The sequence below is a fragment of the Microcoleus sp. Pol7_B2 genome (assembly GCF_036701035.1).
In the GTDB taxonomy this organism is placed as follows: Bacteria; Cyanobacteriota; Cyanobacteriia; order Cyanobacteriales; family Microcoleaceae; genus Microcoleus.
In genome coordinates, this window is sequence record NZ_JAUBQB010000110.1 from 1 (window position 1) to 14,724 (window position 14,724).

19 protein-coding genes and 1 pseudogene are annotated in these 14,724 nt (G+C 44.4%); 14 read left to right on the forward strand and 6 right to left on the reverse strand.

Going from position 1 to position 14,724, the window contains the following annotated elements:
* A partial coding sequence (locus tag QUA57_RS26205; protein ID WP_333064664.1) for a CHAT domain-containing protein occupies positions 1-399 on the forward strand: 399 nt, incomplete at its 5' end.
* A gap of 141 nt (positions 400-540) precedes the next feature.
* Entirely contained in the window at positions 541-792 is a 252-nt protein-coding gene (locus tag QUA57_RS26210) for a pirin-like C-terminal cupin domain-containing protein (RefSeq protein ID WP_333064666.1), read from the forward strand.
* A gap of 7 nt (positions 793-799) precedes the next feature.
* On the opposite strand, the gene QUA57_RS26215 is transcribed toward QUA57_RS26210, so the two are convergent.
* Both QUA57_RS26215 and QUA57_RS26220 read right to left on the reverse strand, forming a co-directional pair.
* The gene (locus tag QUA57_RS26215) at positions 800-1,114 is read right to left on the reverse strand and encodes a YciI family protein (RefSeq protein WP_333064667.1); all 315 of its coding nucleotides are present in this window, start codon (positions 1,112-1,114) and stop codon (positions 800-802) included.
* 132 nt (positions 1,115-1,246) lie between these two features.
* Positions 1,247-2,005 carry a phytochelatin synthase family protein gene (locus tag QUA57_RS26220; RefSeq protein ID WP_333064668.1) on the reverse strand — a complete coding sequence of 253 codons (759 nt, stop codon included), beginning with the start codon at positions 2,003-2,005 and terminating at the stop codon, positions 1,247-1,249.
* A gap of 266 nt (positions 2,006-2,271) precedes the next feature.
* Here QUA57_RS26220 and QUA57_RS26225 point away from each other — a divergent pair, with 266 nt between their 5' ends.
* From QUA57_RS26225 to QUA57_RS26235, 3 genes are all read left to right on the forward strand, one after another.
* On the forward strand, positions 2,272-3,162 hold the full coding sequence (locus QUA57_RS26225; protein WP_333251430.1) for a hypothetical protein: 891 nt from the start codon (positions 2,272-2,274) through the stop codon (positions 3,160-3,162).
* A gap of 16 nt (positions 3,163-3,178) precedes the next feature.
* Positions 3,179-3,829 (forward strand): hypothetical protein, encoded by a 651-nt coding sequence (locus tag QUA57_RS26230; RefSeq protein WP_333064672.1) that lies wholly within the window; start codon positions 3,179-3,181, stop codon positions 3,827-3,829.
* 309 nt (positions 3,830-4,138) lie between these two features.
* Entirely contained in the window at positions 4,139-4,501 is a 363-nt protein-coding gene (locus QUA57_RS26235) for a hypothetical protein (RefSeq protein WP_333064673.1), read from the forward strand.
* A 118-nt stretch (positions 4,502-4,619) separates the two neighbouring features.
* Here the strand turns inward: QUA57_RS26235 and QUA57_RS26240 are convergent, their stop codons facing one another.
* Both QUA57_RS26240 and QUA57_RS26245 read right to left on the reverse strand, forming a co-directional pair.
* Positions 4,620-5,336, reverse strand: coding sequence for a leucine-rich repeat domain-containing protein (locus tag QUA57_RS26240; protein WP_333251433.1), 717 nt, complete (start codon positions 5,334-5,336; stop codon positions 4,620-4,622).
* A 541-nt stretch (positions 5,337-5,877) separates the two neighbouring features.
* The gene (locus tag QUA57_RS26245; RefSeq protein WP_333064676.1) at positions 5,878-6,138 is read right to left on the reverse strand and encodes a hypothetical protein; all 261 of its coding nucleotides are present in this window, start codon (positions 6,136-6,138) and stop codon (positions 5,878-5,880) included.
* Positions 6,139-6,391: 253 nt separating this feature from the next.
* On the opposite strand from QUA57_RS26245, the gene QUA57_RS26250 reads away from it, so the two are divergent.
* The 8 genes and pseudogenes from QUA57_RS26250 (at position 6,392) to QUA57_RS26285 (ending at position 11,546) form a co-directional block, all read left to right on the forward strand.
* The gene (locus tag QUA57_RS26250; RefSeq protein WP_333064678.1) at positions 6,392-6,547 is read left to right on the forward strand and encodes a nuclease A inhibitor family protein; all 156 of its coding nucleotides are present in this window, start codon (positions 6,392-6,394) and stop codon (positions 6,545-6,547) included.
* A gap of 54 nt (positions 6,548-6,601) precedes the next feature.
* Positions 6,602-7,411 carry an SAM-dependent methyltransferase gene (locus QUA57_RS26255; RefSeq protein WP_333064679.1) on the forward strand — a complete coding sequence of 270 codons (810 nt, stop codon included), beginning with the start codon at positions 6,602-6,604 and terminating at the stop codon, positions 7,409-7,411.
* 151 nt (positions 7,412-7,562) lie between these two features.
* Positions 7,563-8,039: a hypothetical protein gene (locus tag QUA57_RS26260; protein ID WP_333064680.1), complete on the forward strand. Its 477-nt coding sequence runs from the start codon at positions 7,563-7,565 to the stop codon at positions 8,037-8,039.
* A gap of 330 nt (positions 8,040-8,369) precedes the next feature.
* Positions 8,370-9,065: an arylamine N-acetyltransferase gene (locus tag QUA57_RS26265; protein WP_333064691.1), complete on the forward strand. Its 696-nt coding sequence runs from the start codon at positions 8,370-8,372 to the stop codon at positions 9,063-9,065.
* A 101-nt stretch (positions 9,066-9,166) separates the two neighbouring features.
* Complete coding sequence (locus QUA57_RS28805; protein WP_445304509.1) at positions 9,167-9,451, forward strand: tyrosine-type recombinase/integrase; 285 nt, start codon at positions 9,167-9,169, stop codon at positions 9,449-9,451.
* A 297-nt stretch (positions 9,452-9,748) separates the two neighbouring features.
* Positions 9,749-10,600: a hypothetical protein gene (locus tag QUA57_RS26275; protein WP_333064683.1), complete on the forward strand. Its 852-nt coding sequence runs from the start codon at positions 9,749-9,751 to the stop codon at positions 10,598-10,600.
* 259 nt (positions 10,601-10,859) lie between these two features.
* Positions 10,860-10,970: pseudogene (locus tag QUA57_RS26280) on the forward strand (tyrosine-type recombinase/integrase); the annotation flags it as partial.
* 159 nt (positions 10,971-11,129) lie between these two features.
* Positions 11,130-11,546, forward strand: coding sequence for a hypothetical protein (locus QUA57_RS26285; protein ID WP_333064685.1), 417 nt, complete (start codon positions 11,130-11,132; stop codon positions 11,544-11,546).
* A gap of 298 nt (positions 11,547-11,844) precedes the next feature.
* Here the strand turns inward: QUA57_RS26285 and QUA57_RS26290 are convergent, their stop codons facing one another.
* Both QUA57_RS26290 and QUA57_RS26295 read right to left on the reverse strand, forming a co-directional pair.
* The gene (locus QUA57_RS26290) at positions 11,845-12,693 is read right to left on the reverse strand and encodes a hypothetical protein (protein ID WP_333064687.1); all 849 of its coding nucleotides are present in this window, start codon (positions 12,691-12,693) and stop codon (positions 11,845-11,847) included.
* A gap of 368 nt (positions 12,694-13,061) precedes the next feature.
* Positions 13,062-13,292 (reverse strand): hypothetical protein, encoded by a 231-nt coding sequence (locus QUA57_RS26295; protein ID WP_333064689.1) that lies wholly within the window; start codon positions 13,290-13,292, stop codon positions 13,062-13,064.
* A gap of 132 nt (positions 13,293-13,424) precedes the next feature.
* Between QUA57_RS26295 and QUA57_RS26300 the strand changes: the two genes are divergently transcribed.
* Positions 13,425-14,441: a tyrosine-type recombinase/integrase gene (locus QUA57_RS26300; RefSeq protein ID WP_333064690.1), complete on the forward strand. Its 1,017-nt coding sequence runs from the start codon at positions 13,425-13,427 to the stop codon at positions 14,439-14,441.
* The last annotated feature ends 283 nt before the right edge of the window (positions 14,442-14,724 follow it).

Consider the following 14,724-nt stretch of genomic DNA (forward strand, 5'->3'; position numbering starts at 1 on the left):
GACGTGGAGGGATTGGGGGTACCTGGAGTCATCGCACTTGCCCCAAGCAAGGATGACAGTGGTTTACTCACTGCTAGTGAAATTTTCAATTTGAGGTTGAATGCCGAACTCGTCGTTTTGAGTGCTTGCAATACAGGCCGCGGTCGTATTACAGGTGATGGCATCATTGGTTTATCACGCTCGTTTATTGCAGCAGGCGTTCCGAGTGTTGTAGTTTCTCTATGGTCAGTATCTGACGAATCAACAGCCGAGTTGATGGCGGAATTTTATCGACAGATGCAGCTAACGCCTGATATTGCCCAAGCGCTACGGAAGGCAATGCTGGTGACATTGGTCAAACATCCTAATCCTGTAGATTGGGCTGCTTTTACCCTCATTGGCGAAGCAGAGAAACGTTAACCCGGAAAAGCTGATTTCTTATCGTCAAGAAACCTAATACTTTTTCTTCCGTACTTAGTGTGCCAAATTATCCTTTTTCTCGTGTCCTACATCTTACATTCCGCCTTTTGACCGTCACATTAAGATATTTTTAATCGAGCCATGAGGATTGAGGGGATGGCTTTAGCACAGCATCGGTTGGCGATTCTAACTTCAGGCATTAAAGTAAACATTTCTGCATCGGGCAAGGCTCGTTGTATTGTGATTGGCGGTAAACCTGTGGGTGAGCGGCATAAGTGGTGGAATTTTGTTTCGAGTCGCCACTCGCGCATTGAGCAAGCCAAACTCGATTGGAGAGAGGGACGGTTTGCTCAGGTTCCTCAAGCGACAGAGTTTATCCCGCGGCCAAAATAGCCCCTACTTATTTACTCTTTTCAAAACGCTCACGCCCAATATGCACCTGCCACTCCACTACTCTGGTAGATTCTGCTAACATACAATCTCGCGCGCGGGGGCTGCTGTTAACAATTGTTTGGGCCTCTTCCACACTTTCTGCCTGGATCACCCAAAGCCCCGTTCCATCATGGGGAGAAAACGGACCACAGCACAGCAGTATTCCTTTTTCCTGTTGCTCGCGAAACCAAGCTACCTGATTTTGGTCGTGTTCTGGATGAGCGATTTTGTAGTCGTAATACTCGGGAATGTTTGCTACAACAACCGCAAAAAGTTTAGCCATAATGCTTTTCCAAAACTGATAAAGTTCAAATCAAAATAGCATAATACTCCAATTACTTTTGGTCACATCGGCAGTATTGTCATTTTTGAGTAAGTGATTGAAGCCCAGCTATGCAATTCCTAATTCTCTATTTTACTGACGTACAACTAGATAGCCCCGTGTCTTTTTGGAAGTTGAATCAGTAGTATTTATCGCTTTCCAAAGATTCTCTGTAGAAGCCCATACAGGCGGATATTTATAACTGGCTACGTCTTCAATCAGCAACCGATCGCTTTGCTCGTGATAGGCAGCAAGGGGAGAAATATGCCCGCTTTTACCCTGATCCAAAACAGAGCGTTGGTAGTTCACGATTATATAATCGCCGGAACGGCTAAGGTTGGCTTTAGCTTGAGCGCGAAATTGGTTAAGTGTTGTCTCCGACGCATAGTAGACCTCAACTTTGACGTTGTGACTTCTCAGTAAGGTTGCTAATTCATCCAGAGTCATCCCCGAAAAAGTGACGGCATAAGAAGAACGGATATTCTGGGTTTGACCGTCAAAAAAGGTGTCTTGGGTTAGGGTGCGATATCCCTGTTTTTTGCTGCCGAGTGCATTCAGAACCGTCACACTGCTAGCCCCACCACAATATGCTGGACGTTTTTGAGTTTCAATGTGGGTGCTCAGCGGTTGAAAATCCTGTTTGCTCTTGCTCGGGTTCAGTAGCTGTTGTCCTTCGGGTGATTCTAAAGAAACCAAAGTTTGGGGAAGTGGTAGCCGTTCAACAGAAGGTGGCGAGAAGGCTTTCCAGGTAAAAACGCTTAAACCTGTGCCAAAGATTAGTAGAATACCCCCTCCAGCTTTTATTAGTCGCCCTCGCCATCGGTGATTGCTAGACGTTTGATTTAAGTCCATATCTTCATCTTTCTCCCGAACAATTGTGTAAAAAAAGCTTAGTCAGAATTGGTCGTTGGATAATTAAACTTACAACGTCTAAATCTTGCCATTTAGTTAGTGGCTTTGGTACATATCACCTTTGCTTTGGACATCATTATAGCAAGTATTTTCATGGTTAAAATTTCATTATAATTAAGAAAAAATATCATTTTTATAAAGCGGTCTGAAAAACTTGGATTCTGTAATATAATTTTGAAATCTATGCCTGGGAGCAAGATTGCATCATGCCACCAATGCCAACAGTCACAGTCAAATCAGGATACAAGCCGCAATCTATCGATACCAGCATTGAGGCGGATGTGCTGATGTTTCAGCTATTGCGACAGTTAACGCCCCAACAAAAAGTACAGCGGACTTGCGCTTTCAATCAAGCGGTGCGAAGGTTGGCAATATGTGGAATAAAGAACCAGTATCCCAATGCTACTGAGGCAAAAGTTCGGCAAGAATTTATTAAAAGGTGCTTGGGTGCTGAGTGGATAGAAGTTTTATCAGACAGTAAAGATTGGGGTGAACTCGTGATTGCAGATCCGATCGAATTAGCGCAAAAAATAGCCAGCATCTTGCTACCGCTGAAGATTCCCTATGTGGTGGGAGATTCGGTGGCAAGTTCGCTGTTGGGAGAAAACAGATCTACGCAAGATTTGGACTTAGTGATTGACCTGGAAGCGCAAACAGCACAGAAACTAATTGATGCCATGTCAGGTGAGTTTTACATCAGCGACTCGGCTGTGACTGAAGCAATTGCTAAATCAAGAACAGCACCCCGCGAATCATCGTTCAATGTTATATATTTGCCTTCTATGGAGAAAGCAGACATTTTTGTGATGAGCAGCGATGACCCTTTTTCCACTTCGGTGATGAGCCGCCGTCAGCTTCATCCTGTTAGCGGCTTACAAGAAGAGGGAATTTACATCTACTCGCCCGAAGATATCGTCCTGCAAAAACTCAGTTGGTACAAACTAATTCCTGGCGGTTCCCAAAAGCAGTGGAGGGATGTGTTGGGAGTTTTGAAGGTGCAAGGGGAACGACTCGATCTCGGTTACTTAAACCAGTGGGCTGTTACACTCCAACTAACAGATTTGCTCTCGGGAGCGTTGCTTCAATCAGGATATTAAGAGTCGGTAATTTAGAATGAAACAAAACAAACAACAGCTTGCTATTGCTAAAAAAATAAAAAAATGGATTCAAACTACCCAAGAAGTTGAACAAGCTCGATTTGCCATACCGATAACCAGGCTGACGAGTATCAAAAGTCTGTGCCCTGATGAAGTTGCTGCCGAAAAGTTTGCTCTCTACATTGCCCAACGGGTGCAGCAACAGATAAATCAGGCAAATTGTCCAGAACATTTCACAGATGAAGAATGGGAACAGCAACAACAATTAGTGGATGAAGCGATCGCGCTGATGCAAAGTTACCGAGAAAACCCTAGTTACGAAAGTCGGCAATCTTTGAGAAGCTTGTTGAGAGATATTGATGGCTTGCAAGGGGATGACTACCGCAATTTTAGGTGGACAACGGTGCGCTTTGTCCGCAGTGGAGATTTACTCAAGCTAGAGTATGCACTGCGCTGTTTTGTAGAGACAGATTTCCCCTATTGGGCTTACAAACTAGCAGCAGAATATGTAGAAGGCTATGGATTGCAGTCGGGTTCGGGTATCGTTGCTGAATCCGTACCCAGGTTGTTAGAAGTCGCAAAATTTTGGTGTCAGTATTATTTCGATCGGAGTTTGAACGAGAAATTTCCCGATGGGGGCGATCGCTGCGTTCGACCCAACCCGTGAGAATTTTCAGATGCAGATTGAGGGTTTGTTAAGCCTGCAACCCCTAAGATTGTCAAAACCGATGCCAGCACTCAGCATCTAATTCTACAATTTTTGCCGTGACAGGGCGGGTGTGCCACTAAAAATCTAGGCGGGAAAACGCTTGTTTCCCTATCTAGGATTTGGAAGTGCTACCCGTAGAGTTGATGAAAAATAAAACTCTTATTCTCTATAATTTTTTCTAACTTGAATAATTAAATAAATCTTAAATACTATGAAACAAAACAAGTTCATAGCTAAACTATTTTAATATATTTAGGAGCGAGTTGTATGTTTGAGTATTTTGTAATGATTCCTTCCATTCTTGAAGAAAAAGAGGTAGATAAAGACGTAGACAAAGAAAAAGTCAAGTCAATGCAAGTTGCTAAGTACAATTTTAATTTGGGCTTACAAGTAGGAGATGACATTGAGCTGATTCTTCACTACGGTGACGAATGCTTTTCGTTTGGAAGTAAGGTTGTGAAGATATTAAAAGTTATAGAAAATGACAAAGAAAGACTTGATGATATTTTCAGAATTGAGGCTCATGTAGAGATTTTGGACAAAGAAGATTTTGTAAAAGTTCGAGAAATTCTTAAGGGGCTGAATTCATCGTCTCGTTCTGGTTTCCATCCAATGGGTTTTTCTAGCTAGTGAGGAGTAAGGTTAGGCGGGGAAATGCTTAGATACTGATGAATCTATAGAAGTGTTAAGCCCTGGGTCAGGATATGCGGATTTGTTGAATAAAGTCAATGCTATCAGGGTACTGTGTCTAATCGGATAGCAGCTCAATCGCCTTTGGGATTTGGGTAATTGGATTGTTATCGAAATCAACCTTGATTTGATTCGACATTTGCTTGAGTACCTCTGGTATTTCGGTTATTTGATTGTTAACGAGGTAGAGGCGTGTCAGATCCGACAGTTGCCCGATTGCATCTGGGACTTTGGTTATTTGATTGTGACTGAAGTTAAGCCATGTCAGATTGGATAGTTGTCCTATGGTTTCTGGAATGGAAGTAATCTGATTGCCCTGGAGGTAGAGCACTGTCAGATTGGACAGTTGCCCTATGGTTTCTGGGATTTTAGTTATTTGATTGTGCCCGAGGTAGAGCAGTGTAAGATTGGACAGTTGCCTGATGGTTTCTGGGATGGAGGTAATCTGATTCAGACCGAGTTCAAGCAGTGTAAGATTGGACAGTTGCTCTATAGCCTCTGGGATTTCGGTTATCTCATTGCCATAGAGGTTAAGTATTTTTAAGTTGGTTAACTGAAGAACAGCATCAGGAAACTTAGTTAGCCGTTTTCCCCTTTCTTTCCGTTTTTCAGGGAATGGCATGAACTGGAATTCCATTAACACGAACGTCTCAAGCTGCGTACATTTGCCAATTTCCGAGGGCACTTCCTCGAAGTCCAATTCCGACAAATTCAGTTTCTTCCAATTTTCCTGGGCTGCCCGGTCAATTCGTCGAATTGCTTCGTCTCGCGTCATATTCTTGGTCTCGGTAGGATTCATTTCATTGTGATGACAATAATTTTTGTTTGGTAGCTGACGGGGTGACAACCCCATCAAAAGCTTTATAAAATCAAGGACATAGCCCTCAATCCCGGTAAAAGAATGGGAGGTTATTACGCCTAATTTTCATCAAATGAGAAAAGACTTAAGGTAACGTAGATAAGCTGGAAAGCATATTGAAATAAAATTTAAGCTTTCAATCTCTACTATCCATGCTCTTATTAAGACCTAAAGGCAATCTAGCAGAAACTTAAAGACTAAATCACTGAGAATTTAATAACTGTTGCCAATTCAGATTCATTAATACTATCTTGCTTTATAGCAGCCCAAAGATTCAGAAATAGAGCATTAGCTGTTTTCCAACAAGTAAGCACGGCTGTATCCAACCAGCACTCATAAATATCTAAAATTCTGATAGTCGTCTTAGGAGGCTTTTTTTACGCCTCACCGCAAAGGCCTCCCACACTTCTTTGAACTCAGAACTCGATCGCTCCAAAATCGATCTGTGACCATCGCTCTAAATCTTGCCTTCAAACCTCTGATGCCAGAGGATATACCCCGACACGGTAATAACCAGAGTGATGCCTCCTCCTACCCAAGCCAGCATAGGATTGTAACCGCTACGGCTGAGGGTCTGCATCCATAGATGGGTGCGATCGGAGGATATTAACCAATCTGCGACGACCGGAAAAAGATACATCAAAGATGCACCAACGATAAGCCAGCCCACCATAGAGGCGAGGAGAAAGATAGTTTTGGCTGTAGATTGGCTACCCATGAGCAATTGCGGTAAAGAACTAGCTTTGAGATTAGCAAAGGATGCGTTATGTCAGCAGAGGTATAGCCCGAGACAGTAGGCGATGCAAGCGTGAAACTGTAAAATTGATTTGAAGCGAAAGTTAAAGGGCGTTGCAGATTTAGGGTATGACGTGCTCAATATGCAAGTCAGAGAAACCAGTATCCACAAAACTTCGGGATTTTCAAGTTATTTTTTTCATACCCTGATTAAGCAACGCTAAGAACGGGAAACAGTGAAACGCTTTCAGAACTTGGTGAGAGTGTTGAAGCAGAACTTATCCAACATCCAGGTTTATCAAGTTGGTAACGTAAGCATCGATGCTTACATTGTTGGGGTGACGGATGGCTGTGATTGGGCTGGATTATCTACTAAACTGGTGGAGACGTAGTATATGATTGTATCAGTGTTCTAAGTTCTAATAAATAATAGTGTTCTAATAATTATGTCACATAATACGGAAGCCCAAGTTAGTTTTACAGCTCGATTGATGGCCGCCAGTCGAGCATTTGAGAGCAAACGAACCAATCGGCTGTTTAACGATCCGTTTTCCGAACAATTGGCGGGAATCGAAGCAATGGAACTAATGCTCCCCAAAGTAGAAGAATACGAAGCGAACGGTCGACCTTACGTTGCAGTGCGAACTCGCTTTTTCGACGACTTCCTCATGCAATATAGCCACACCATCCGCCAAGTCGTGTTGCTGGGGGCCGGAATGGATACTCGTGCATATCGGCTAGATTTGCACCCGGAAACGCATTACTATGAAATTGATAGAGCATCAGTTTTAGATTATAAAGAAAACATATTGAAAGACATAACGCCAAAATGTCATCGGCACGTGCTGGCGATGGATTTGCGAGAGGCCTGGGTGCAACCGTTAGTCGAAAGGGGTTATCGAGCAAACGAACCCTCGGTATGGTTATTGGAAGGATTGCTCTACTATTTGAGTGAAGGTGAAGTGAACGAGCTGATGGCAACTATTAATGCCATAACCTTACCAGGTAGCAAATTGGGAGCGGATCTTATCAACGAAGCAATCCTCAACAGTTCCGGCGATCTAGCTTCATATTGGCAATCGAGTTGCAATCATCCTGAATCCTTTTTTGCCGAGTATGGCTGGAACGCTTTTGCCATTCAACCCGGTGAAGATGGAGCTTCATTTGGACGTTTTACCTTTCAGTTTTCACCGCGTTCTATTATTGATGACCCTCATATCTTTTTCATTACCGCTAACAAAACAGGACACGTTTAATATCAATTTGTTGCATTTTGCTACTGCCATACTTTGGGTGGCGTTGCTTAACCAGGGTATGAAAAAAATAAGTTGAAAATCCCTAAGCTTTGTCGATACTGGTTTCTATGACTTGCCTATTAGCCTTTCATACCCTAAATCAGCAACGCCCATGCTCTCGAAAAACCTCATTGGTGCCGCAGGTGAATACTACGTTTGTGCCGAATTGTGCCGACGTGGAGTTTTGGCACTTGTCACGCCAAAGAATAACGAGATTTTTGATGTTCTGGCTTCGGATACTTTCGGCCAAAGAACAATCTCGATTCAAGTCAAAACTATGGCAATCGCCAACACACAAGGTTGGAAATTCGGGCCAAACATGAGCGTAAAGAAGAATAACGACAACTTGTATGTTGTTCTGGTAAATATGCACGACAATGGCACAAACGATTTCTATATTTACAAACACGATGAACTCGTGGGCCGAGTTAATCACATCTACGATGAGTACATGAGCAAGCCAAAGCGTGACGGGTCGGTGAGAAAAGAACCTGGCTTCCGTTGGTTCGACCACAAGTATTTTACAGATGATGACAAATCACGGAAGAATAATTGGGCGTTACTCGGCTTCACGGCGCTGGCACTGTAACGCCCCAACAACAGGCTAACAAGGCGCTGCACCCGACCGCCTACAGTCCGCTCGTTTCTCGCTCCCGGACGGCGGCGGGTGAGCTTGGTCGTTATCTCGTAAAGGCTGCCTGACTTTGGAGATGATTCGGTCTTGATCGAGTGTCAAATCAAAGCCCCTAACGCTTTTAATAAAATATGCAATTGCAACAACGACTGACTGAGATAGACCTGGATGCCTATTTTCAACGAATTGGCTATAGTGGTGACTGCTCACCCAGGCTGACAACGTTACAGGCAATTCATCAACGACATTCCCCGCGCGATCGCCTTTGAAAACCTCAATTCACTCCTGAAACAACCTGTGAAGCTGGATTTAGCATCCTTGCAACAAAAACTAATCAACGAGGGACGGGGTGGCTATTGTTTTGAGCAAAATTCATTGTTGCGGGATGTTTTGTTTGCTCTTGGCTTTCAGGTAAAGAATCTAGCAGCTCGCGTGCTGTGGAATATGCCATCCGGGACGATCGCACCTCGCAGCCATATGGTGCTGTGGGTCAATATTGATAGAGAGCCATACATTGCAGATGTGGGATTCGGAGGATTAACGCTTACCGCGCCGCTTGCTTTGACACCGGATATTGAACAACCTACATCCCATGAACCATTTCGATTGATTGCAGTGGATCGCAGCTACATTATGCAAGCATATATCAAGCAGGAGTGGAAATCCCTTTACAAATTCGACCTTCAGGAGCAAGAATTACCCGATTATGAGGTGAGCAATTGGTATGTTTCAACTCATCCCCACTCGATTTTTGTTACTAACTTGATGGTGGCAAAACCAGCTTCAAATTGTCGTTATGCCTTGTGGAATAATCAGCTTACGCTGCATTATTTGGATGGTCGAACAGAACATCGTGTCCTTTCAACGGTTGCAGAGTTACGCGCTACCCTTGAGAATGTTTTTTGTCTCAACCTGGGAGCGCTCACTGAGATTGATCGGATGTTACAACAATTAATTGAGCGATCGTGTGCGATGACCTAACGGTGAAAGTGGGCAACTTTTGATTTATGGCAAGGGCGGCAAAACTCGTGTGGTGCTACTTCCTGCCTCTCTGTATCTGGCAATTCTGAAGAGCAGAGGGGATGCTGGGAATTCGCTCGCCGATTTTCAGGAGTCGGAAAGCAACTAACGGCGGGCGCTTGCACAGGGTTTCGGTGACGCACTTGGTGAAGGAAGCGGAGAAACGCGCGGGCATCTCGGAGAAGACTAGCGCTCACTGGTTGCGACATTGCCACGCGAGCCATGCGCTGAACCGTGGGGCCCCGATTCATTTGCTAAGTCAAAATTTGGGTCATGCGTCGGTGACCACGACTTCTAAATATTTACACGCAAAACCCAATGATTCTAGCGGCCTGTATCTGATGTAAGAGCAAGGTTGAGGCTGTTATATCAGAAAATTATCGAGTTAAATGTAAGTCAGGGGTGGAGTTAACATTGATTTAATTATCCACAGGGGCTGCGAAGTCAAGCGAGCATAAACCATTGGGCCATGTAAGAACCGTCCGGACTATTGTTAACTTAACCGTATTGCTTTCCATGTAGACTCTCGCTCGCAGTAACAAGCAGTCAATCAGAACCTCAAAACCAACACAAATGTTATTGGTCTGAGGGACGCTTTAACTCACTTGAAACACAAAATTACAAGTAATTAGGAGAAATAAGCAATGTTGATGCCAAGAAGTAATAGGAATATTGTGCTGCAGAGCAGTAATCATGACTCCGAGTCCGACTCTTTGAAAGATACCATTGCTGATTCAGAGTATGAATCAACCGACAGTGAGAGTCAGGATACCCTACTTGAGAGTGCCACCGGAGTTCGTCCTATTTTTGCAAATACCCCCATCCCTTTCCCAGCAACTAATCCAAGCCCAGCGTTCACTGCCACCATAGAGGGTGAAGTTCTTTCCTCCGAAGTAGCAGAAAGCGATGGGGCTAGTGCGCTTGCCAGTGTGCATCTTACGATAGTCGGTAGTGCCAGTCTAGTTACGAACACTCCCCTTCCCTATAAGGTTTCGCTAACCAGTGAAAGCAGTCCAGTTGATGATTCAACAAAGGTTACTCTAAAAAACCTAATTATTGCCAACGCCACAGGAGAGTCAACCGAGAGCAGAGGTAACGATATCCTAACTGGGCAGGGTAACTCCGAGCCTAGCGGTGAAACAGAAAAAAAACTTAAGCAACTCAGACCTTTGGGCGTGGCGTTCACTGACACCTTAAACGATGAACTTTCTTTCGCCGGATTCCCGGGACTCTCCGCGATTCAGCGCAGTCAAGAAGCAGTGTCAGAATTCACTGAGGTCAGTTCAGTTGAGGCCACTCTCCTCCTACCTGCGGTTCAAAGCGCTCGAGAACACGCATACTTCAGTGGGGTCAGTTCAAGCGATGGGGCCTGGGTTCTGCATAGCACTTTCGGGCTAACCAGTGGAGAATCTTTTCCCTCTCAAATAGCAGTAAGCCGTGGCGGGAATCAGGAGCGTGGAGCAGGGGCCATTGCATTTGTGCCACCTAGAATCTAATTCCCAAAAGTTAGAACAAAACCTGAACCGAAAAAAAAACAAATCCCCCAACTTGTAAGCAGTTCGGGGATTCTAAGAAAGACTCTTATTCGCTACATCACTTTATAGGTATGGCGCTTTAGTATCTGGTTGCTGCGAACTTATTGAATAGCCTTGCAAAATACTTAAAGACCTATTAGGGGTTGAAAGGAAAGACTGCTATAGAATCCAACCTAATACAGTAGCGCTCGCTTCATACATGGCATAGTTGGGCTTGGTTTGGTTGCGACATTGCCATGCAAGTCACGCGCTGAACCGGGGAGCACCTATTCATTTGCTGAGTCAAACTTTGGGCCATGCGTCGATTGCTACAACTAGCAGGTATCTCCACGCAAAACCAAATGATTCTAGTGCTCTGTATCTGATAACTTAGCGGGCGAGCCGGATGCGATTTAAGTTGAAGGCGTTGAGGAAAAGACAGCCCAAAACCGATCGATTTAAACTATCCATATTTTTCGTATATACTTCTAATAGTTTCCTCTAAAAACCTATGTTTATTCCATTGATTATCGCCTTGTCACAGCCTGTTAATATAGCACAAGCTCAACCTTGCAAGCTCTCGGTAATTGGCGATAAAGAAAACAACAATTGTCCACTTTTAACGGGAATATTCGCCTCAAAGGAATGGACAATTAAGCTTTCTTATTGGGAACCGGGAGCTTATGTTCTTAAAGGAATCAATCGAGTCAACGGCAAAAAAATTAACGCTACAGGATCTGAAGTAAGAGGAACTGTATATCGACCACAATATCCATTCAGTGAGGACAGATCAGAGACTTTGTACCTTGTCACATTCCAAAGGGGCGACCGAAACACGATTCGACTCGAAATTTTTGTGGATACTGTTCCAGTTTACAATCAGTTGCTGCATAAAACATCTTCAAACGACCCATTTTTGGGACGATAGAATAAGTATTTTAACCCTGTTTTATGGAAACAGAACCCCTATTTGTCGCAGCAGGCAATCGCTTCGGCGATCACTAACAGATTGTCGGCTGGTCTTTTTAGTCAAAAAAGCAGGCATCAAAACGAATTAAACGGAATCAAGTGTGCTTGGTTTCAATCCCTAATAGGGCTTTATATAAGTAATGCCATCATCCCGCAGGACGTGGCACAAGCTCCAGAGTTTTTGGACAATATCAGTCGTTGCGTTCACTCGGTTCTTGATTAAAATATGCCTTCAACAGTTTAGCAATTTTAGTAACTTAAAGATTGCCAAAACCAATGGTCTTTAACTTTAATAACTCCATTACCCATTGAATCATAAGGACGGGAGATATCTTTATTATCTGACCTGTAAATAAAATCAGCAGCTCCATCTCCAAATCCATAAGTCCGTTGCCGGAATTGAATGATTTTCGCTTCTCCTTCTTTAGTAATTTTGATATATCCTCGAATGAATTTACTGCCCTATTTGCAAGATAGCTATATCGGCAGGGAAGCTCGGCAAAACCCTCATTATTAGGAGTCAAACTCCCGGAATCAACTAAAGCCACTACAGCTTCAAATTGCGATAACTTTGAATTGAAATTTTTAGGCGTAATATAAGGGGTTTCGCTTAAAAAGATAGCCAAGCAAAACATTACACTAATTCCCCAAGGAACTAGAGCGGCTTTTCTCTCCCGTGGCTCGATTTGCTTCCAAAAACTCCGATTGAGTACCAGTAGTGCAACTCCCGACCTCAAAAAAGTATAGATTTTCGGAAAAGCTATCGTAGGTATACTAAGCCCAATAAGCCAAGGATATAAGAGAGCTATTGTCCAAACTAAAGAAATCTTTATAGCTGAAATGTGTTTTCGAGCTAAGTTGTTACCTGAATAAATTGACCACCAAATCGGCCAGAGAAAGAGAATTATAAAAAATAAATACAAAATTCCCGTAGTAAGAAGCCAAAAATCTAGCTTCCATTGAATAAATCGCTCTCTCGATTGACAGGGAAAGAACTCTAACAGCAACCTCAACGAACCAATAACCATTACTACCAGCGAAATTACCGTAGCTTTGGTATTTAATAGGGAGCGATGCTTAGGTATATTATCGGTACTATTATTCATAGTCACTTTGAAAAAAAAACAAAAATATTCAGAGCAACCCTGTGTGTTACTCTTAAAAAATTTTCTAATTGTTCAAGTTCTACAAATTCTAACTTGCATTGTCCCAAAGGTTACTGCTAATTTCCACTAAAATCTCCTCTAACCCCCCATCAAACGCTTTATTAATTCTCTCAAATCCTCCCCCTTGCGCCTTGAACGCTCCCCGGTCAAACGCATCCCGGTCTACAATAACATAGCTTTACGATGGCTGGGGGTAAAATTAGGTTCTGTCTTTGGGGGGCTGTGCTGTGTAAGCGGCTAGGAGTATTGGACGATAGCTAGCGGGTAAAAATGAAGCCCCATCTGTAAAACGGATGGGGCAACTGGGATTAGAGATTGCTAGGCACTCCCCTGACTAGGTAGAATTCGACTGCTACCCCTGACTGGGCAACCGCGGCTAAACGGTAATAGCCATCAATAATCTTGTAGTCTTCAGAGAAAATCAATATCGAGCCAGCTTTCCACTCGCCATATAGCATCGTCTGAGCATAATCGTCAATCACGCTCTGATCAATCTCCCTCGCCATCGTCACCCCGAAGGAGAGGTATCCTTTGGCCATCGAGCGGGGTGATGGTCACAGGAATCAATTCGGATCTGTGACCCTCCGGGCTAGCAGAGCGGATAAGGGATTCGAGGTCGTCGTTGCTGTTGTTCATGGGCTTAGTCCTCGCGTTATCAATAACAAAAAATCATGAAAGCAGAACTGTCGTTAGCGGAGCCCTCGAAGAGGATCGCCCGCCTTGAAGCTTCCCTCGATGCCAAAATTGAAAGATATTTCGACACTTTAGATACTGACCCTGACGTGCTCAAACGATTACTCGCCGACCAGGGCTCCGAAAATACACGACGCGCCTATGAGCGGGACGTGAATGATTTTTTAGTAACTATGACGGGCACTGCCGCTGTCCCTGACAACGTTTTGGAGTTCCTGCACCTGGAAGAGCGTCAGGCCGTGGCGGTGGTTCTCAAGTATAAAGCCAAGCTGATTGAGAAAGGGTTAAAGGAAGCGACTGTTAATCGGCGGCTGGCAGCTATCAAGTCGTTGGTGGAGATGGGTCGCAAGCTCGGCGCGTGTCATTATTATGCGCTAGGCGACATCAAGGGGGAGAAAGTCACTTCCTACCGCGATACGACTGGGGTTGACCGACCCACTTTTGAGCGGATTTTGCAGCAGTGCGATCGGACAAATTTGTCTGGTAAGCGGGACTATGCTTTGCTCCGACTGCTGTGGGGCAATGCTTTGAGACGAAATGAGATTAGTCAGTTGAACGTTCGAGATTTTGACCCGGCCGGTAAGACTTTGCGGATTTTTGGGAAGGGACGCGGGACGCAGGCTGAGGTGGTGGACTTGGGAACGGCGACGGTTCAGGCGATCGCCGACTGGTTGGACGCCAGGGGCGGCAATTCATCTCAAGATGCCCCACTATTCACGGCCCTCGATTTTGCTAATACAGGTCATCGGCTGACGGGCGACGGTTTGAGAAGAATCATTGTTCGTCACTGTGAAAGTGCTGGCATTACCAAGCAAATGTCACCTCACCGCATCCGTCACTCGGCAATCACGGCGGCACTGGACGCAACAGACGGGGATGTACGGAAGGTGCAGAAACTCAGCAGACACAAGAATTTGAATACCCTGATGGTGTACGACGATAACCGGGGACGCGACCAAAGGGACGTTACCGACTTACTTGATGGGATGTTTTAGGCGATCGAACGGTTGCCACGGCTCGCATGGTTAACACATATCCATATCAGTCACTCCCAAATGAAGTAACAATTAGCAGCTTGAGTAGAATAAAAAAATGAAACCTTATCAACCATAAAAATGCAATGGCAGAAAATTCCAATCAACCAAGAGAAGGCGATGCTGTATTGGGGGGCGATTCTTCACCTTCCGCTTATGCTGCTGTCTTAGGCAGGGTGGATTTATTGTGATCGGATGATTATATAATGGAAGGGGCGATCGTCCCCTAGCGGATCCCGCTTGA

Bases quoted from the DNA above. Each gene is read 5' to 3' on its own strand.
- QUA57_RS26275 (WP_333064683.1), top strand. From the start codon at position 9,749: ATGTTGATGCCAAGAAGTAATAGGAATATTGTGCTGCAGAGCAGTAAT.
- QUA57_RS26285 (WP_333064685.1), top strand. From the start codon at position 11,130: ATGTTTATTCCATTGATTATCGCCTTGTCACAGCCTGTTAATATAGCA.
- QUA57_RS28805 (WP_445304509.1), top strand. From the start codon at position 9,167: ATGCTGGGAATTCGCTCGCCGATTTTCAGGAGTCGGAAAGCAACTAAC.
- QUA57_RS26260 (WP_333064680.1), top strand. From the start codon at position 7,563: ATGCTCTCGAAAAACCTCATTGGTGCCGCAGGTGAATACTACGTTTGT.
- QUA57_RS26300 (WP_333064690.1), top strand. From the start codon at position 13,425: ATGAAAGCAGAACTGTCGTTAGCGGAGCCCTCGAAGAGGATCGCCCGC.
- QUA57_RS26215 (WP_333064667.1), bottom strand. From the start codon at position 1,114: ATGGCTAAACTTTTTGCGGTTGTTGTAGCAAACATTCCCGAGTATTAC.
- QUA57_RS26240 (WP_333251433.1), bottom strand. From the start codon at position 5,336: ATGACGCGAGACGAAGCAATTCGACGAATTGACCGGGCAGCCCAGGAA.
- QUA57_RS26245 (WP_333064676.1), bottom strand. From the start codon at position 6,138: ATGGGTAGCCAATCTACAGCCAAAACTATCTTTCTCCTCGCCTCTATG.
- QUA57_RS26295 (WP_333064689.1), bottom strand. From the start codon at position 13,292: ATGGCCAAAGGATACCTCTCCTTCGGGGTGACGATGGCGAGGGAGATT.
- QUA57_RS26235 (WP_333064673.1), top strand. From the start codon at position 4,139: ATGTTTGAGTATTTTGTAATGATTCCTTCCATTCTTGAAGAAAAAGAG.
- QUA57_RS26290 (WP_333064687.1), bottom strand. From the start codon at position 12,693: ATGAATAATAGTACCGATAATATACCTAAGCATCGCTCCCTATTAAAT.
- QUA57_RS26230 (WP_333064672.1), top strand. From the start codon at position 3,179: ATGAAACAAAACAAACAACAGCTTGCTATTGCTAAAAAAATAAAAAAA.
- QUA57_RS26225 (WP_333251430.1), top strand. From the start codon at position 2,272: ATGCCACCAATGCCAACAGTCACAGTCAAATCAGGATACAAGCCGCAA.
- QUA57_RS26220 (WP_333064668.1), bottom strand. From the start codon at position 2,005: ATGGACTTAAATCAAACGTCTAGCAATCACCGATGGCGAGGGCGACTA.
- QUA57_RS26210 (WP_333064666.1), top strand. From the start codon at position 541: ATGAGGATTGAGGGGATGGCTTTAGCACAGCATCGGTTGGCGATTCTA.
- QUA57_RS26255 (WP_333064679.1), top strand. From the start codon at position 6,602: ATGTCACATAATACGGAAGCCCAAGTTAGTTTTACAGCTCGATTGATG.